Consider the following 18,433-nt stretch of genomic DNA (forward strand, 5'->3'; position numbering starts at 1 on the left):
CTGCCCCCGCCTACCGGATCACCGCGCGGACCGCGGTCGCGAATGCCTCGCCCCGGTCGGCATAACCGGTGAACTGGTCGAATGAGGCGCCGGCCGGTGCCAGCAGCACGGTGTCACCGGGTTGGGCCATCCGCCGGGCCGCGGCCACCGCAGCGGTCATCACGGCAGCGCCAACGGTCTCACCGGCTTTGTCATCTTTTGCCACATCTAGAACACAAGCAACAGGAACCTCAACAGTCGCAGGCATACCAGTATCCTCGCCTGCCACAACCTGAACGACTGGGACATCGGGCGCGTGTCGTGATAACGCCTCGGCAACCGCTGCGCGATCCCGGCCGATCAGCACCGCACCGACCAGCCGCGACGCCATCGCCGCAACCTCGGCGTGAAGCGACGCGCCCTTGAGCAGGCCACCGGCGATCCATACCACCCTCGGGTATGCAAGCACCGAAGCCCGCGCGGCGTGCGGGTTGGTGGCCTTGGAGTCGTCCACGTAGGTGATGCCGTCGGCAACGGCCACCACCTCGGCGCGGTGTCGGCCCACTCGAAACGACGTGACCGCGTCGGCGATCGCACCGGCGGGCACCCCGACCGAGCGGGCCAGCGCCGCCGCGGCCAGGGCGTCAAGCACGCCGACCGGACCTGGCACCGGTATCGACGCGACCGGCAGCAGCGTCAAGTCGTCGGAGAAGGCGCGATCGACCAGGTGGGCGTCGCGCACGCCCAGTTCCCCCGCGGCCGGCTCGCCGAGCCGGAAGCCGACCCGCACCTGCGCCGGTGAGCCGTCCAGCAGTGCGGCCGCTCGGCTGTCATCCAGCCCGGCCACCGCTACCCCGCCGGTCAGCACCCGGGCCTTGGCCGCGGTGTATTCGGCCATCGTGGCATGCCAGTCCAGGTGGTCTTCGGCAATGTTGAGCACCGCGCCGGCCTCGGGCCGCAGCGACGGCGCCCAGTGCAGCTGGAAACTGGACAACTCCACGGCCAGCAGCTCGGCCGGCTCGTCCAGCACATCCAGCACCGCACTGCCGATATTGCCGCACAGCACGGCGCGGCGGCCACCGGCGATCAGCATGGCGTGCAGCATCGACGTCGTGGTGGTCTTGCCGTTGGTGCCGGTCACCACCAGCCAGCTGCGCGGCGGTCCGTAGCAGCCCGCTGCGTCTAGCCGCCAGGCTAACTCCACGTCACCCCAGATCGGCACCCCCGCCGCCGCGGCCGCGGCCAGTAGCGGGGTTGCGGGCGAGAAGCCGGGACTGGCGACCACCAGCGCATACCCGGTTATCTGCTGCACCGCGTCCGAGGAACTAACGGTCGGCAGCCCACGTTCGGCGTGCGGTCGCAGCATGACCGGATCGTCGTCGCACACCGTCGGCGTCGCACCAAACCGAGTCAGCACCGCGGCCACCGCCTGACCGGTCACCCGGCCACCGGCTACCAACACGGGCGCACCCGGCCCCAGAGGGTCAAGCACGTCAGGCACCGACCGCGGCAAGCCACTCACCGTAGAACAAGGCCACGCCCAGACCGCAGGTGATCGCGGTGAGCAGCCAGAACCGGATGATGACCGTGGTTTCAGCCCAACCGACCAACTCGAAATGGTGGTGGAAGGGCGCCATCCGAAACATCCGGCGCCCGGTGGTCCGGAAGGTCAGGATTTGCAACACCACCGAGGTGATCTCGGCGACGAACAGCGCACCCAGCACCACCGCAAGGATCTCGGTGCGGCTGGTCACCGACAACCCCGCGATGACGCCGCCCAACGCCAGCGACCCAGTGTCACCCATGAAGATCTTGGCGGGCGCGGCGTTCCACCACAAAAAACCGATGCAGGCGCCAGCGGTTGCGGCCGCGATGAGCGCCAGGTCCAGCGGGTCGCGCACGTTGTAGCAGCCCAGGCCCGGCGCCGTCACGCACGCGTTGCGGTACTGCCAGAAGGTGATCAGCACGTAGGCGGCGGTGACCATCGCCATGGTGCCGGCGGCCAGCCCGTCCAGGCCATCGGTGAAGTTGACCGCGTTCGACCAGGCGCTGACGATGACCACGCAGAACAACACGAACAGCACCGGCGCCAATGTGACGGTGGCGATCTCACGCACGTAGGACAGATCCGCGCTGCCCGGTGTCAGGCCGGCAGCATTCCGGAACTGCAGCACCAGCACGCCAAACAGCACGGCGGAGGTGATCTGCCCGACGGTCTTGGCCGTCTTGTTCAACCCGAGATTGCGCGACCTGCGGATCTTGATCAGATCGTCGATGAACCCGACGCCGCCCAAAGCGGTGGCTAGGCCCAGCACCAACAGACCCGATGCGCCGATGCCTTCACCGTCAAACGCCAGGCCCGCTAGGTGGGCGCCCAGGTAGCCCGCCCAGATGCCGGCCAGAATCGCCACCCCGCCCATCGACGGCGTACCGCGCTTGGTGTGGTGGCTGGGCGGGCCATCCTCACGGATCTGGTGGCCGAAGCCCTGCTTAGTGAACAACCGGATCAGCACCGGGGTCAGCAAGATGGACACCGTCACCGCTACGGCAACGGCGATAAGGATCTGCCTCATGGGCGCACACTCCCGCATGTGTCGTCTGCGACCAATGCATCGGCCACCGCACCCAGCCCGGCCGCGTTCGAGGCCTTGACCAAGACCACATCCCCGGGTCGCAGCTCGGCGCGCAGTAGTGCCAGGGCGGCGTCACCGTCGGCCACATTGACGGCCGTGCGATCCGCACCGTGATCAGCAGTGGCTTCCCCCGAGCCCCACGCCCCCTCCAGGACCGCTCCGTGGTGCATGGCGCTGATCGACCTCCCGGTTCCCACGACAACGAGTCGAGACACATCTAAGCGCACCGCGAGCCGGCCGATGCGATCGTGCTCGGCTATCGCGTCCTCACCCAGCTCGGCCATCTCACCCAGCACCGCCCAGCTGCGGCGGGTGGCCTCGGGTTGGTGCGCGATCCAGGCCAGCGCCTGCAGCCCGGCCCGCATGGAGTCGGGGTTGGCGTTGTAGGCGTCGTCGATCACCGTCACCCCGTCGCCGCGGGTGGTCACCTGCATCCGATGCCGCGACACCGGCGGCGCCGCGGTCAGCGCGGCCGCGACCTGTTCAACGCTGGCCCCACACTCCAGCGCGACCGCCGCGGCGCACAGCGCGTTAGTGACCTGGTGGTCGCCGCAGACCCCGAGTCGGACCTCGGCTTGGGCATCGTGGGCATGCAGCGTAAAGCGCGGCCTGGCCAATTCGTCCAGCGACACCGGCCCCGCCCAAACGTCACCGGTGTTGTCCCGGCTGACCCGCACCACCCGGGCCGCGGTCAGCTTGGCCATCGCCGCCACCGCGGGGTCATCAGCGTTGAGGACGACCGCTCCGGAATGCGGAACAGCCTGCGGCAGTTCGGCTTTGGTCTGTGCGATGACCTCGCGGGAGCCGAACTCACCCAAATGTGCGGTGCCGACGTTGAGCACGACTCCGATCGACGGGGGCGCGATCTCGGCGAGCGCGGCGATGTTGCCGTGATGGCGTGCCGCCATCTCCAAAATCAGGTAGTCGGTGCGCCGCGTCGCGCGCAGCACCGTCCACGGGTGACCCAGCTCGTTGTTGAACGATCCGGGCGGGGCCACCACCTCCCCCAGCGGGGCCAGCACGGCGGCCATCAGGTCCTTGGTCGACGTCTTGCCCGACGAGCCGGTGATCCCGATGATGGTGAGCCCGCCGGCCACCAACTGCGCGGCCACCGCGGTGGCCAGCTTGGCCAGCGCGGCCAGCACCGCCGCCCCCGACCCGTCGTTGTCGTGCTCGAGGACGCCGGCCAATACGTTCGGCGCGGCCACTGGCGGAACCACGATGGCCGGCACCCCCACCGGGCGGGCGGCCAGCACGACGGCGGCGCCCGCGGCTACCGCCGACGCGGCATGGTCGTGGCCGTCGGCGCGCGCCCCCGGCAGGGCGAGGAACAGCCCGCCCGGGCCGATGGCGCGCGAGTCGAACTCGACGGTCCCGGTGACGCGGCGGTGCGCGGCGTCTTGCGGGGAGATATCGGCCACTGCGCCCCCGACGATCTCGGCGATCTGCGCGACGGTCAGCTCGATCATGCGCGCCGCTCGAGGGCCTCTAGCGCGGCAGCCAGCTCCACCCGGTCGTCGAACGGGCGGACCCGCCCGCCGCCGCGTTGCCCGGTCTCGTGGCCTTTGCCGGCGATGAGCACCACGTCGCCGGGGCGCGCCCAGGCGACCGCGTGCCGGATCGCGTCCCGCCGGTCTGCGATCTCGACGACCTGGGCATCACCGCCGACTTCGGCCGCCCCAGCCAGGATTTCGCGGCGGATCGCCGTGGGATCTTCGTCACGCGGGTTGTCGTCGGTGACGACCACCAAGTCGGCCAGCTGCGCGGCTATCCGGCCCATCGGGGCCCGCTTGCCCGGGTCACGATCGCCGCCGGCGCCGAACACCACCGCCAGCCGGCGGTCCGGGTGCGCCAAGGTGGTCAGCACCGACCGCAGCGCTTCCGGTTTGTGCGCGTAGTCGACCAGCGCGAGAAAGCCCTGGCCGCGGTCGATCTGCTCGAGCCGCCCCGGGACCCGGATCTCACGCAGGCCCGGCACCGCCTGTTCCGGGGAGACCCCGACGGTGTCCAGAATCGCCAGGGCGACCAGGCAATTGGCGACGTTGTAGCGGCCCGGTAGCCGGATTCCGATGTGATGCCCTACGCCGGCGGGGTCGATGGCGGTGAATTGTTGCCCGCCCGCGTCCGTGGGCGCCACATCCGTGGCGCGCCAGTGTGCGGGCCGGTCGGCGGCGCTGACGGTGATCGCGTCGGCGGCCCGCGCCGCCATCGCGCGCCCAGCGTCGTCGTCGATGCACACCACGGCGGTGCGGGCGCGCAGTGCCGAGTCCGGATCGAACAATGACGCCTTGGCCTCGAAGTAGTCGGCCATGCTGGGGTGGAAATCCAGGTGGTCACGGGAGAGATTGGTGAAGGCGCCGACGGCGAACCGGGTGCCGTCCACCCGGCCCAGCGCCAGCGCGTGGCTGGACACCTCCATGACCACGGTGTCCACCCCGCGTTCGACCATCGCCGCCAGCATCGCCTGCAGCGTGGGGGCCTCCGGGGTGGTCAGCGCGCTGGGAAGGTCGGCGCCGCCGACGCGGATGCCGATGGTGCCGATCAGCCCGGCGACGCGTCCGGCAGCCCGTAACCCGGCCTCGACCAGATAGGTGGTGGTGGTCTTGCCGGACGTTCCGGTGATCCCGATAACCGTCAACCGCTCGGACGGATGCCCGTACACGGTGGCGGCCAAGCCGCCGAGCACGCCGCGGGGTGCGGGGTGCACCAACACGGGCACGGCCGCTCGTCCGGCGATCTCGGCGACCCCGGCGGGGTCGGTGAGCACCGCGACGGCGCCGCGTGCGATCGCGTCGCCGACGTGGCGGGCCCCGTGGGTGGTCGAGCCGGTCAGGGCGGCGAACAGGTCACCGGGTGACACGTCCTGGGCGCGCAGCGTGACCCCGGTGACCGTCCGGTCCTCGGTGACGGCACGCTGAGCTGGACCCTCGGCCAGGGCCGCGCCGACCTGATCGGCCAGTGCGGCCAACCGAACGCCCACGACGGCGTTGGGGCGCAAGCCAGTGGGCGCAGCCTCCACCTGTGTCGCCACCTCCGTTCGCCGCCGCGAGATCCCTCGGGCCAGCGATGACACCCTACCGACAGGGCGCGCACACTCACCCAGTCGGGTTTTGCCGCGACACCTGGCCCTCGGCGGCGGCGCCGATCCAGGTGCCGATGCGCCGCGCGGCGGTGAAGGCGGCCCAGGCCAGGGCGCCAACCAGCGCCGCATCGGTGTCGAGCAGGGATCGGGCCGCGGCGACGTCGTCGTCGGTCACCTGATGCGGGGCCAGGCCGGTCAGCAGGGCAAGACGGGTGGGCGCGTGCAGGTCGGCGGGCAGCTCGGCGGTGTGCTCGTTCGTCCAGCGACTGCTCATCGGCATTGGCTCGCCGTGCCACGACCCCACGACCCGCCTGACCACCTGACGAGTCGGTGGCGGCAGGTGCGGCGCGGTGTCCAGGTGGTGGCTGAGCGCGGCGAACGCGGTTGCTATGGGCTCGGACGGTGTTGCCCATGCCAGATCGTCGGGCAGCGTTCGCGGCTCGAGCCGGCGGGTGGAGCGGCCCGGCCGATGCTCCGCGCGCACCTTGCGGGCGAACACCAGTCCACCGGCGCGGCGCATGAGCTGTTGGGCGCGCGGGCCCCCCGGCAGGAAGGTTTCGTCCAGCAGCACCAGGACCAGGCGTGCGATGAAGTGGAATTGCACCGCGGTGCCCAGGTATTCGGCGGCGACATCCGGGCCGAACGGTGCCGGCGGTCCCGCCGGTGTCCCGGTTCCTGCCGCCCACGCCACATACGGCGCGTTCGGGTCACCGGCGGCAGGTGCTGTGCCGGCCAAGATCGCCGCGGCGGTGTCGGTTTGGCCTGCCGCGTACAGCATGGTGGTGTGTGCGTCGACGCACCAGGGGCAGCGCAGGCTGGCCGCGACGGCGGCGGCGACGGCTTCCTTGCGGCCACGCGGCACCTGGCCCACCAGCAGTGTCTCGCGCAACGTCGCCCAGCCGGCGGTGAGCAGTCCCTCGTCCGGGGACAGCATGGCGAGCGGCTCGGGCAGCCGGCCGAACTCGCGGCGGGCCTCGGCATAGACCTCGGCGACCGCGCCGCCGGCTCGGCGGGGCGCGACGGGCTCAATATGGTTGACAAATTTCATGATTCGACTCCCTCCTGGGTGGTGCCGACTCTGGCCAGGGCCGCGTCGATCGCCGTTCGCGCCCGCTCTCCGGCGCCGTCGTCGTCGAGCAGCAGCAGCGCCCAGTTGGCCTCCATCGCGTAGGCGTGCAGCTCGAACGCGAGTTGGCGCGCTTCGATATCCGCCCGGATCTCGCCCCGGCGTTGCGCCGTTTCGACGTCGGCCGTGATGGCGGCGATTCCGGCCCGCCCGGTCGCGGCGATGCGGTCGCGCACCGGGCCAGGCTGTGAGTCCACGTCGGCGGCCGCGGCCGCGAAAAAGCAGCCGCCGGGGAACACGTCGCGTTCCAGGTATCCGACCCACGCATGCATGAGGGCGCGCACCCGGTCCACCCCGGGCGGCGCTGCCATCGCGGGAGCCACGACCTCGGCTTCGAACACGCTCACGGCGGCCTCGACGGTCGCCAGCTGCAGCTGCTCCTTGGCGCCGAAATGCCGGAACAGGCCCGACTTGCTCATGCCCAGCCGCCCGGCAAGCTCGCCGATGGACAGCCCCGAGAGCCCCTTCACCGAGGCGATATCCATCGCGGCGCGCAGGATCTGCGCCCGGGTTTGGCGGCCGACGTCGGCGCTAGGCATGGCTTTTGACCTCCCGGTCGTCTCCGGCGAACGCATCCACCAGCGGGGCCGACCGGTCCAGGGCGGCCAGCACCTGGTCGCGGCCCGCCGAGGGCAGCGCGAGCGCCACCTCCGCGACACCGGCCCGGCGGTACTCGTGCAGGGTCGCCGGGTCGCCGGCCGACGAGTACACACAGACCTGGGCGGTCGCCGGATCTCGCCCGGCACGCTCGAACGCGGCGTGCAGCATCGGCAACGCGCCCAGGAGCTCGCCGTACCCCTCGATCGGCTGCCAACCGTCGCCGTGGCGGGCGATCACCTCGAACGCCCGCGCACTGGGCCGGCACCCGAACAGCACCGGCGGCGCCACGGCCGGTTTCGGCCACGCCCACGACGGCGGCACCGACGCGTGCGTGCCCTCGTAGTGGACCGGCTCTGCGGCCCATAGCGCCCGCATGGCGGCGAGCTTGTCCACCGTCACCGCGATCCGGTCGGCGAACGGCACGCCGTGGTCGGCGAGCTCCTCCACGTTCCACCCGAAACCCACCCCCAGCACGAACCGCTCGCCGGACATGGCGCACAGCGAGGCGATCTGTTTGGCCAGCAGGATCGGATCATGCACCGCCACCAGGCAGGCCCCGGTGCCCACGCGCAGCCGCGTCGTGACCGCCGCGGCGGCGGCCAGCGCCACCACCGGGTCATAGCAGCGGCGATACCAGTCCGGCAGCTCTCCACCGGGCCACGGCGTGCTCCTGCTGATCGGCACGTGCGTCTTCTCCGGCACATACAGGCCCGCGAAGCCGCGCTCCTCGGCCCACACCGCGACCAACTGCGGGGGTGGGGTCAGGTCGGTGACGAACTGCATGAGCGAGACGAGCATCGGCGGCGGCTTTCATTAAGCACGAACGTTCGTGTTTAACGATGGTCCGCCTGGGGCGTGCTGTCAATGCCGGATTGCGTGACCGCTCGCTCGGGGCCCGGGTCAGCCGTCGGCGCCGTTTGCTCCAGGGGTGCCGAACAGCACACCACGGCTGCCGCCGGCACCACCACTTCCGACGGGTATGCCGAAGCCGCCGGCCCCGCCGTTGCCGCCGTTGCCGATCACCACGGCGTTGCCGCCGTTGCCCCTGTTACCACCGTCGCCTTTAACGCCTGGGGGGCCGTCGCCGCCTTCCCCGCCGTTGCCGCCGCGCCCGCCGTCACCGATCAGCCTGGCGTTGCCGCCGGCGCCGCCGTCACCGGCATTACCCGGCGTGGGAGCCTGTCCGCCGTTGCCGCCGTCCCCGCCGCCGCCGCCGCTGCCGATCAGCCCGCCGATCCCGCCGGCACCGCCGATGCCGCCGTCCCCGCCGCTGGTGCCGGCCGACGAGAAGCCGCCGTTGCCGCCGCGCCCGCCGACGCCGCCGTTGCCGTAGAACAGCCCGCCGTTGCCGCCGGCCGCGCCGGCGCCGCCGGACCCCGCATCGGCAAGGGTGGAGCTGTTGTCGTTGCCCCCGTTGCCGCCGGCACCGCCGTTGCCGCCGTTGCTGATCAGCCCGACGTGCCCACCGGCCCCACCGGCGCCGCCGGCCCCACCGCTGTTGCCGTGGCCACCGTTGCCGCCGTGCCCCCCGTCGCCGCCATTACCGATCAGGGCGGCCCCGCCGGCACCACCCGCCCCACCGCTGGCGCCGGTGTTGCTGAGCCCGCCGTTACCGCCGTCACCGCCGGCGCCACCGTTGCCGATCAGCCCGGCGGCGCCGCCGGCACCGCCGTTTCCGCCGTGCACCCCGGTCACCCCGTTGCTTCCGTTCCCACCAGCCCCGCCGGCCCCGCCGTCGCCGTACAGCAGCCCGCCGCGCCCTCCGTCACCACCGGCGCCGCCGGCCCCCGGTGCCCCGGATGCGCTGCCGCCGGCCCCGCCGGCCCCGCCATGGCCCCACAGCCCGGCGGCCCCGCCGGCCCCGCCGGCGGGGCTGACGCCCCCGGCGGTGCCGAGCCCGGCCGCACCCCCGGGCCCCCCGTTGCCGTACAGCCATCCGCCATTGCCGCCCGCACCTCCCGCTCCGGTGGCCGCACCCGCGCCTCCGGCCCCGCCGTTGCCGATCAGCCCCGCCGATCCGCCGTTGCCGCCGTTGGGATTGGCGGTGTCACCGGCCCCGCCGTTACCACCGTTGCCGTACAACAAGCCGCCGGGCCCACCGTTTTGCCCGGGACCCCCGTCGGCGCCGTTGCCGATCAACGGGCGCCCCAGCAACGTTTGGGTGGGCGCGTTGATCGCGTTGAGCAGGGTCTGCTGCACGTTGGCGGCCTCGGCGCTGGCATACGAGCCCGCGCCGGCGTTCAGGGCCCGCACGAACTGGTTGTGATACGCCGCCAGCTGAGCGCTCAACGTCTGATAGCCCTGGGCGTGCGACCCGAACAACGCCGAGATCGCCACCGACACCTCGTCGGCGCCGGCCGCCAGGATTCCCATCGTGGGGCCTGCCGCCGCCGCACTGGCGGCGCTGATCGACGACCCGATGTTCGCCAAATCCGTGGCGGCCGCTGCCATCACCTCCGGCGCCGCAATCACAAACGACATCCCGCACCTCCGACCAGCTCAGCACGACTTCACGAATCCCAGACCTGCGACACCGTCGGCAGGGCTTTCGATCCTATAACAATCTGGAAACAGGATGTCGCACTTTCCTTAAAAGAGCTTCCGCCAACCCGATCGTCAGCGCGCACATGTTGCGCAAAAGTTGTTGGAGCCGAAACGAACCGGCGCGCGCCGTTACCGGCGCCGCCGCCCTAGGTGGCCTGCAAGACCAAAGGAGGCCCGGGATCGGGTGACAGCGGGCCGTTTTCGCGCTGCATCAGCCAGCCCGCGATGTTGTGGAACAGCGGGGCGGCCGAGTGCCCAGGCGCGCCGTCGGAGTTGCGCGCCGGGTTGTCCAACATGATGCCGATCACGTAGCGGGGATTGTCGGCAGTGGCGATTCCGGCGAAGGTGATCCAATACACGTCGTCGAAGTAGCAGCCGCAGCCAGGGTTGATCTGCTGCGCGGTACCGGTCTTGCCGGCCATCTGATAGCCGGGCACCCCGGCCGTCGGCCCGGTACCCTGCTGGTAGCCCATCGGATCGCGTTGCACCACGGCACGCAGCATCTGGCGCACGGTCTGGGCGGTCTGCGCCGACACCACGCGAATGTCGTCGGGGCGCGGTTCTTCGGTCCGGCTGCCGTCGGGTGCGACGGTGGCCTTGATAATGCGTGGGGGTACCCGCACTCCATCGTTGGCGATGGCCTGGTACATGCCGGTCATCTGCAGCAAAGTCATCGAAAGACCTTGGCCAATAGGAAGATTAGCGAACGTACTGCCCGACCACTGGTCGATTGGCGGCACCAGTCCGGCGCTCTCACCGGGCAGGCCCACGCCGGTGCGCTGTCCCAACCCGAACTTGCGGAGCATATCGTAATAGCGTTCCGGTCCGACACGTTGGGAAAGCATCAGCGTGCCGACGTTGGAGGACTTTCCGAACACCCCCGTGGTGGTATAGGGCATCACGCCGTGCTCCCAAGCGTCATGCACGGTAACACCGCCCATCTGGATCGAGCCAGGCACCTGTAGCACCTCGTCGGGGCTGCTCAACCCGTGCTCGATGACCGCGGACGCGGCGACGATCTTGTTCACCGAGCCCGGCTCGAAGGGCGACGACACCGCCGGGTTGCCCAACTGCTTGTCGCCCTGGCGCCCGATGTCTTGCGACGGGTCGAAGGTGTTGTCGTTGGCCATCGCGAGCACCTCGCCGGTCTTGGCGTCCAGGACGACGGCCGAGACGTTGTGAGCCCCCGATAGGTTCTTGGCCTGCTGCACCTGCTGCTGCACGTAGAACTGGATGTCGTTGTCGAGGGTGAGCACGACGGTGGAACCGTGGACCGCCTTGTGCCGATTCCGGTAGCTGCCGGGGATGACGACGCCGTCTGACCCACGGTCGTAGGTGACCGATCCGTCGGTTCCGGCCAGCACCGCATCCAGGGAGTCCTCCAGACCCAGCAGCCCATGACCATCCCAGTCGATGCCACCGACGACGTTTGCCGCCAGCGACCCACCCGGGTACTGACGCAGATCCTGTCTTTCCGCACCGACCTCGGGATACTTCGCGCAGATCGCGCTGGCGACAGCCGGGTCGACCGCACGCGCCAAGTAGACGAAGGTCTCGTCGCTTTGCAGCTTCTTCAGCACGGCCGCGGCATCTGGCTTGTTGTTCAGCTTGCCGGCGACCTCCTGGGCGATATCGCGCAGGCGCTGCTGCGGGTCGGGTGCAGCCGACGTCTTCTTCCTGGCCTCTTCCAATTGCCGCCGAATCCGCTTCGGCTGGAACGTCAGGGCACGCGCCTCGATGGTGAACGCGAGCCGGTCATTGTTGCGGTCGACGATGCTGCCGCGAGCCGCTGGCTGGACGTCGGTGACCTTGAGTTGGCCGGCCGCCTGCGCACGCAGGCCCGCGGCATGTGATACCTGCAGAAAGAACAATTGTGTTGCCGCGACCAACATCAACACCAAGATGACCGCGTTTCCGGTCCGATGCCGAAAGACGAACGACGCACCGCGCGTCCCGACGTCCACCACCTGCCGGGTGCGCCTCGCACGAGTCGAGCGACCCGCGGGTGCGACGTCTGACCGTGTCGCAGGGCGGGATTTCGTGGCTTCCTGGGCTTGCCGGGCTTTCTGCGTTTTGCCGGGCCGTTTGCGTTGCCCAACCTCCTGGGCTCCCGGTGGCCGGCGCAAACCGCGCGCCGGTCGCGTCGACTGCGACTGACTGGCCCGCCTGGGGGCGGCGCGGCTCACCTGGGAGCCCCCGGCGCCGTTGGCACCGGCGCCGTGACGGGACCGAACTGTTCGCCGTTGGCCGGCACTGGAGCGGGTGGTGCCACCATGGGTTGCGACCCACCCGACAGCCCGGGCGTCGCAGCCACCGGTGCTGGTCCAGGGAGCCCGGCCGGGGGCGCCGCACCCACCTGGAGCGGCACCGGATTTTCCGCTGGTGCCGGGGATGGCACTGCGCCGAGCGGAGGAGCCGGCATCGGACCCGGCGCCCCAGGTATCGGCACCGGACCGGGCAGCTGCGGGCCGGCCTGGGTGGGCAGGTGGGTTGCGCCGCCCAGCGTCGCTGTGCCGTCTGGGGTACGCACCAGCACCTCCGGGCCAGACCGGGCGGGCGGAGCGGGATCATCGGGGCCTGGTGTCACCCGGACCGGCACCTCGAGGGGCACCGCCGCGGGTTTCGGGGGCGGCGGCGGATCTTCGGGCAACTTCGTGTTCAGCGGCGGCGGTGGAACTCCGTCAGCCGGCTTGGGTGTACCGACCACCACCCAATTGCCGTCCGGATCCTGAACCAGGTGGGCGGTATCCCTCGTCGGGATCATGCCCTGGCGACGAGCCGCCTCGGCCAGCGCCGGCGCCGACGCAGCCTCGCGTACGTCGCGTTCCAGCGCTTCCTTGTGCTGCTGCAGCATCCGGGTCCGCTCCCGGGCGTTGCTCAGCTGGTAGGACCTCTCGGCGGCATCGGTGGACAACCACAGTGTGAGGCCTAGTCCGACGCCGAGCGAACCGATAACCAGCACCACAAACGGAACCTTGTTTGCCAACGTGCGCGGCCGCAGGTCGATCGACGTGAGCCGGGCGGCGAGACGCTCCATCGGCGTAGGACGGACCAGCTTGGGCGCCTTGGCTTTTCGGGCCTTGGCCCGCGCCTTGGCCTGGCTGGTGTTCTTTGCGGGGGCCGGCCGGTCGAACGGGCTGAGCATCGGGCTGGTTTGCGGTCCAGGGCGCGACACCCGGGCCTGCCGGCCGGGTGCCGAGGTCTTGCCGGCACGGCTCCGGATGCGGCGCGACGGCGCCGAGTTCGTAGTCGTTCGCCTCGTCGCCGCGGCAGGACTGTCGGCTCTCCTGCGACGATCGCTGCTGCGGCTTTTCGGTGCCTCACGCTTGGCCCTCATGAATCACCCTTCTCGGTTGCCCATTGCTGCGATTGCGCCCGGTGCTCGACTCGTTGCAGGGCCCGCAACCGCACTGGAGTACTGCGGGGATTGCGTTCGATCTCAGCCACACTCGCTCGTTCGGCGCCGTGCGTTAACGAACGGAATCGCGGCTCATGGCCGGGAAGTTCGACCGGAAGTCCCGCAGGGGTGGCCGACGCGACTGCCTCGGCGAACACCCGTTTGACGATCCTGTCCTCTAGCGACTGGTAGGCCAGCACCGCGATGCGCCCACCGATAGCGAGGGCATCCAGCGCGGCAGGAACGGCCGTGCGCAGCGATTCCAGCTCATCGTTGACCGCGATGCGCAGCGCCTGGAATGTTCGCTTGGCTGGATGCCCGCCGACACGCCGGGCCGGAGCTGGAATCGCCTGGTACAGCAGGGCAACCAGTTCGGCGGTCGAGGTGAACGGGGTTTTTGCGCGTCGGCGGACGATACCGGCAGCGATGCGCCGAGCAAACCGCTCCTCTCCGTAGCGACGCAGGATGTCGGCTAGTGCCGCCTCGTCGTAAGTGTTGACAATGTCAGCTGCGGTCAACGGCGTCGTCGGGTCCATCCGCATGTCCAATGGCGCGTCCGTGGCGTAGGCGAAGCCCCGCTCGGCGCGGTCGAGCTGCATGGATGAGACGCCGAGATCGAACAGGATTCCGTCGACTGATCCCACTGCGGCATAACCGGATTCAGCCAGCGCTGCGCCCAGACAGTCATAGCGGGTGTGCACCAGGGTAAGTCGGTCAGCGAATCGCACCAGCCGAGACCGCGCGACGTCCAGAGCGGTTGGGTCACGGTCGAGCCCGATCAGGCGCAGACCCGGCAATCCCTCCAAAAACCGCTCCGCATGCCCGCCCGCGCCGATGGTCGCGTCGAGAAGGACCGCCTGCGAGCCGTCTGGATAGTAGCGGGTTAGTGCGGGGGTAAGCAGTTCGAAGCAACGTTGCGCCAATACCGGCACATGACCGAAACCGGTTGGCCCCGAACCTGGATCAGCCACCGTGATACCTCCCCAGGTCTGGCAAGCCGTACTTCGGGACGCGGCTATTCCAGGCGCCGCCCCTGCACCGAGGTCCCTGTCCGAAGACACGAACCTGGCGTTGGGGAAGTACGCCAGGGTCGCTTCGGGCAGAGACCACGGTGCACGGGTTTGCACCTCAGAAGATGTCACCGAGTGCTTCATCGCTGGCCGCGGAGAAGTTCTCTTCATGGATTTGTTGGTAGTTCTGCCAGGCTTGCGCATCCCAGATCTCGAGATAGTCGACCGCGCCGATCACCACACAGTCCTTGGAAAGGCTTGCGTAGCGGCGGTGGTCGGCCGACAAGGTGATCCGGCCTTGACTGTCGGGATGCTGTTCGTCGGTACCGGCGGCGAGATTACGTAGGAACGCTCTCGCCTCGGGGTTGCTTCGTGGCGCCTTGCTGGCCCGGCGCGCCAGCTGCTCGAACGCCGCCCGCGGGTAAACGGCCAGGCTGTGATCTTGGCTCTTGGTGACCATCAACCCCCCTGCCAACGCGTCGCGAAACTTGGCCGGCAGCGTCAGCCGCCCCTTGTCGTCGAGTTTGGGCGTGTAGGTGCCGAGAAACATGGGGCACCTCCCTGCCAAATCCATCTCACCCAAACACCTCAGCCACCATACCCCACAATCCCCCACTTTGCCCCATAACTGGGGTATCAAAGCGGCGTTTTGCCGTCTCTGTACCACTGAAGCGCGCGGCTAGCCCGGCTACGACCTCAGAAAACCGCATGTCGCCGGGCAAATGGGTGGCAAGTGGGGCCAAGTGGGGCACAACTGGGGCTCAAACCGGACTCAATATCGCCGACAGCCGGTGACGACCCGGCTGGGGCTTCCCGAGACTGCGATTCCCAAACGATGACGCCCAAACAAAAAGCGGGACCGCCGATGGCTGCCCCGCTGCCGCTGGTTGCGTTCGGCTTACTCGTCGAAGCGGCGCCGGAACCGATCTTCCATACGGCTGGTGAATGAGCCCCCGGCCCCCTTGGTACGACGCTGGCGCGAAGCCCCAGCAGCCGATCCGCCACGATCCATCCTGCCGGACAACCGAGGACCGGTGATGGCATACACCACACCACCGAACATCACGACAAAACCGAAAACGCTGAGTATCGGGAAACTTCCGATCATGGTCTCTTTGAACGCCACGCCGGAAACCAACATCCCCAGACCGATGATGAACAACGCCGCGCCCTGCAGGCGCCGCCGCGCGGTCGGTGCGCGGAAGCCCCCGCCACGGACACTCGATGCGAACTTGGGATCTTCGGCGTAGAGAGCGCTCTCGATCTGGTCAAGCATCCGCTGCTCATGATCGGAGAGTGGCATGCGTCCCTCCTTGCCGACAGACTGTCACGTAATACCGATAACACGCGGATGCCCATTGCGCGGGCAACTAACTCAGATGATACGAGGTCAATCTGCGCCGTACCACTGGTTCGCGGGCGATTCTATCCCGGCGGCGCCGCAGCGACGAGCTGAGCGGAAACGGCCATACGCTACAAGCCCCGTCCAGCGCGGGCGGCCTCATCGGCTTGTCCGATACTGGTGCGCAAGCACGCATCGGTTCATCACATGAGGAGGACACCGCGCGTTGGCGATATTCCTCATCGATCTGCCGCCCAGCGATATGGAGCGCCGCCTCGGTGATGCCCTGACGGTGTATGTCGACGCGATGCGCTACCCCAGGGGCACCGAGACTTTGCGCGCCCCAATGTGGCTGGAGCACATCCGGCGGCGCGGCTGGCAGGCGGTCGCGGCCGTCGAGGTAACGGCAGCCGAACAGGCCGAGGCCGCCGACACCACGGCGCTGCCGTCGGCCGCCGAACTGAGCAACGCGCCAATGCTCGGAGTGGCGTACGGCTATCCCGGGGCGCCCGGCCAGTGGTGGCAACAGCAGGTGGTACTGGGCTTGCAACGCAGCGGCTTTCCGCGCCTAGCGATCGCCCGACTGATGACCAGCTACTTCGAGTTGACTGAATTGCACATCCTTCCCCGCGCTCAAGGCCGTGGCCTCGGGGAGGCGTTGGCCCGCCGACTGCTAGCCGGTCGCGACGAGGACAACGTCCTGCTCTCCACACCGGAGACCAACGGTGAGGACAATCGGGCGTGGCGGTTGTACCGCCGGTTGGGCTTCACCGACATCATCCGCGGCTACCACTTCGCCGGTGACCCCCGAGCATTCGCCATCCTGGGTCGCACGCTACCGCTCTAACCCGCGCCCGACAGCTTGCCGACGCGGCATGCCCGGTCTGGCACGATGACCTGGTGCGCGCTAGCTATGCCCCACCGTCATCCCAAGGATCGCGAGTGGCAAGGACCCGACGGCGCGGCATGCTGGCCATCGCGATGTTGCTGATGCTGGTGCCTCTGGCTACCGGATGCCTGCGGGTCCGAGCCTCGATCACCATCTCGCCGGATGACCTGGTGTCCGGGGAGATCATCGCCGCGGCCAAGCCGAAAAACAGCAAAGACACCGGCCCTGCGCTCGATGGCGATGTGCCGTTCAGCCAGAAGGTTGCGGTCTCGAACTACGACAGCGACGGCTACGTGGGGTCGCAAGCAGTGTTTTCCGATTTGACCTTTGCCGAGCTGCCCCAGTTGGCCAATATGAACTCCGACGCCGCCGGAGTGAACCTGTCACTGCGCCGAAACGGCAACATCGTGATCCTGGAAGGCCGAGCGGATCTGACATCGGTATCCGATCCCGACGCCGACGTCGAGTTGACCGTCGCCTTCCCCGCAGCAGTGACTTCCACCAACGGCGACCGCATCGAGCCCGAGGTAGTGCAGTGGAAGCTCAAGCCGGGCGTGGTGAGCACGATGAGCGCACAGGCTCGTTATACCGATCCCAACACCCGGTCGTTCACCGGAGCCGGCATCTGGCTGGGCATCGCCGCGTTCGCGGCCGCCGGTGTGGTGGCCGTGCTGGCGTGGATCGACCGGGACCGCTCCCCACGGTTGACCGCTTCGGGCGACCCGCCAACCAGCTAGTCCGGCTTGCCCGGCTCGGCAGGTGACCAGTAGGCAAGCATTTCCGCGAAGGTCTCGAAAGCCGCGGCCGAAACGCCATACGTCGCCTCGAGATGGATGCTTAGCGGAAAACCCAGATCGGCGACGCCGTCTAGCACACGCTTGTACAAGTCGACCATGAGCCGGCGCCGCCGTGCGGGTTCACTGCCGGCCAACTTCTGCACGAACGCCTGCTCGTCGGCCACCGCGGCGTTTCCCGGGTCCTGGATCAGCCAGTTGATCAGGCCGATGCGGGTCTCGACCTTCGGGACAAAGCCGAACGACAGCAGAATCTCGGGTCGGTGTTCGGTGGTCCTGGCGAACTCGCGCAGGAAGCCCACGATCGCGTCGGAATACAACAGCTGGGTCATGCCGTAGGTTGCGCCCCGACTGCACTTGAAATTGAGCCGGCCCTGCTCGCCGTCTCGGGTGGGGATCACGATCACACCACGGTTGGCCACCAGCTGGCGATACAGCGACAGGGCATCCGTCGGCGCGACTCCGGAGCCCTCGCCGTCCTGCATCGTGCGCGGTACACCGACGAATACGATGCCCTCCATGCCGGCATCGGACAGATCGACCAGCCGCCGGTGCAACGATGGCTCGTCCATGAACGCGGTTACCTGCGTACACAGGCCATGGACTCCCGCCAACTCCGGTTTGATGATCGACCAGAAATCGAGTACATCCAGCTTCGGCTGCATCGGGATGGGCCTATCGTCATCCTCGGCGATCATCCCCGGCATCATTACGTGCCGTATCCGGCCGTCAAGCCCGGATGCAGCCGAGTACTGCACCACCTTGCGAGCATCTTCGATTGCCCGCTCCTTGCCACCCTCGAGGTTCGGTGGCACCAGCTCCAGCGCGATCGTGTTGAGGGTCACACGGCTCCTCTTCGTCAAACGAGTACCTCCATGGCCGCCAATGGGGCCACCGGTGGGCCGCGCCGCGTCGCGCAAATCGCCATCCTGGGCCGGGCCGGACCAGCCAACCCAAGGGCGCTGAAGACAGCATAAACACGAAATAGTCAGTTAGTCGAAGCAACTTGTGTGGTTTCCGCGAGCCCACCCGCCGAA

General features: G+C 69.1%; 16 protein-coding genes. 2 read left to right on the forward strand and 14 right to left on the reverse strand.

Annotation, left to right across the window (positions count from 1 at the left end; all coding sequences use genetic code 11):
- Positions 1 to 10: 10 nt before the first annotated feature.
- From murD to FF952_RS11480, 13 genes are all read right to left on the reverse strand, one after another.
- Positions 11 to 1,471, reverse strand: a complete 1,461-nt coding sequence (murD, locus tag FF952_RS11420; protein WP_003901342.1) for a UDP-N-acetylmuramoyl-L-alanine--D-glutamate ligase — start codon at positions 1,469 to 1,471, stop codon at positions 11 to 13.
- A 1-nt stretch (position 1,472) separates the two neighbouring features.
- Positions 1,473 to 2,552: a phospho-N-acetylmuramoyl-pentapeptide-transferase gene (gene mraY / locus FF952_RS11425; protein ID WP_003411171.1), complete on the reverse strand. Its 1,080-nt coding sequence runs from the start codon at positions 2,550 to 2,552 to the stop codon at positions 1,473 to 1,475.
- Positions 2,549 to 4,081, reverse strand: coding sequence for a UDP-N-acetylmuramoyl-tripeptide--D-alanyl-D-alanine ligase (locus FF952_RS11430; RefSeq protein ID WP_003411187.1), 1,533 nt, complete (start codon positions 4,079 to 4,081; stop codon positions 2,549 to 2,551). Before FF952_RS11430 ends, mraY begins: the two co-directional genes overlap by 4 nt.
- Entirely contained in the window at positions 4,078 to 5,685 is a 1,608-nt protein-coding gene (locus tag FF952_RS11435) for a UDP-N-acetylmuramoyl-L-alanyl-D-glutamate--2,6-diaminopimelate ligase (RefSeq protein ID WP_003411189.1), read from the reverse strand. Before FF952_RS11435 ends, FF952_RS11430 begins: the two co-directional genes overlap by 4 nt.
- A 22-nt stretch (positions 5,686 to 5,707) precedes the next feature.
- Positions 5,708 to 6,742 (reverse strand): alkyl hydroperoxide reductase, encoded by a 1,035-nt coding sequence (locus tag FF952_RS11440; RefSeq protein ID WP_003899194.1) that lies wholly within the window; start codon positions 6,740 to 6,742, stop codon positions 5,708 to 5,710.
- Positions 6,739 to 7,359 (reverse strand): TetR/AcrR family transcriptional regulator, encoded by a 621-nt coding sequence (locus tag FF952_RS11445; RefSeq protein WP_003411199.1) that lies wholly within the window; start codon positions 7,357 to 7,359, stop codon positions 6,739 to 6,741. The genes FF952_RS11440 and FF952_RS11445 overlap by 4 nt, the downstream gene beginning before the upstream one ends.
- Entirely contained in the window at positions 7,352 to 8,218 is an 867-nt protein-coding gene (locus tag FF952_RS11450) for a TIGR03619 family F420-dependent LLM class oxidoreductase (protein WP_003411201.1), read from the reverse strand. Before FF952_RS11450 ends, FF952_RS11445 begins: the two co-directional genes overlap by 8 nt.
- A gap of 102 nt (positions 8,219 to 8,320) precedes the next feature.
- A complete protein-coding gene (locus tag FF952_RS11455; RefSeq protein WP_031653889.1) occupies positions 8,321 to 9,901 on the reverse strand; it encodes a PE family protein in 1,581 nt (526 codons plus the stop codon).
- Between the two features lie 209 nt (positions 9,902 to 10,110).
- Positions 10,111 to 12,150 carry a D,D-transpeptidase PbpB gene (gene pbpB, locus FF952_RS11460; protein ID WP_003904798.1) on the reverse strand — a complete coding sequence of 680 codons (2,040 nt, stop codon included), beginning with the start codon at positions 12,148 to 12,150 and terminating at the stop codon, positions 10,111 to 10,113.
- Positions 12,147 to 13,301, reverse strand: a complete 1,155-nt coding sequence (gene ftsL / locus FF952_RS11465; protein ID WP_003899197.1) for a cell division protein FtsL — start codon at positions 13,299 to 13,301, stop codon at positions 12,147 to 12,149. Before ftsL ends, pbpB begins: the two co-directional genes overlap by 4 nt.
- Positions 13,298 to 14,488, reverse strand: a complete 1,191-nt coding sequence (gene rsmH / locus FF952_RS11470; protein ID WP_003411221.1) for a 16S rRNA (cytosine(1402)-N(4))-methyltransferase RsmH — start codon at positions 14,486 to 14,488, stop codon at positions 13,298 to 13,300. Before rsmH ends, ftsL begins: the two co-directional genes overlap by 4 nt.
- Before the next feature lies 1 nt (position 14,489).
- Positions 14,490 to 14,921, reverse strand: coding sequence for a division/cell wall cluster transcriptional repressor MraZ (mraZ, locus tag FF952_RS11475; protein ID WP_003411225.1), 432 nt, complete (start codon positions 14,919 to 14,921; stop codon positions 14,490 to 14,492).
- A gap of 348 nt (positions 14,922 to 15,269) precedes the next feature.
- A complete protein-coding gene (locus tag FF952_RS11480; RefSeq protein WP_003411231.1) occupies positions 15,270 to 15,674 on the reverse strand; it encodes an SCO2097 family morphological protein in 405 nt (134 codons plus the stop codon).
- Positions 15,675 to 15,939: 265 nt separating this feature from the next.
- Between FF952_RS11480 and FF952_RS11485 the strand changes: the two genes are divergently transcribed.
- Both FF952_RS11485 and lppM read left to right on the forward strand, forming a co-directional pair.
- A complete protein-coding gene (locus FF952_RS11485) occupies positions 15,940 to 16,560 on the forward strand; it encodes a GNAT family N-acetyltransferase (protein ID WP_003411235.1) in 621 nt (206 codons plus the stop codon).
- A gap of 95 nt (positions 16,561 to 16,655) precedes the next feature.
- Positions 16,656 to 17,339: a lipoprotein LppM gene (lppM, locus tag FF952_RS11490; RefSeq protein ID WP_003411238.1), complete on the forward strand. Its 684-nt coding sequence runs from the start codon at positions 16,656 to 16,658 to the stop codon at positions 17,337 to 17,339.
- Here lppM and FF952_RS11495 read toward each other — a convergent pair.
- Positions 17,336 to 18,241, reverse strand: a complete 906-nt coding sequence (locus FF952_RS11495) for a mycobacterial-type methylenetetrahydrofolate reductase (RefSeq protein ID WP_003411241.1) — start codon at positions 18,239 to 18,241, stop codon at positions 17,336 to 17,338. The two genes, lppM and FF952_RS11495, sit on opposite strands and share 4 nt — an antisense overlap.
- Positions 18,242 to 18,433: the final 192 nt, after the last annotated feature.

The organism is Mycobacterium tuberculosis complex sp. N0072, assembly GCF_030323725.1.
Classification (GTDB): Bacteria; Actinomycetota; Actinomycetes; order Mycobacteriales; family Mycobacteriaceae; genus Mycobacterium; species Mycobacterium tuberculosis.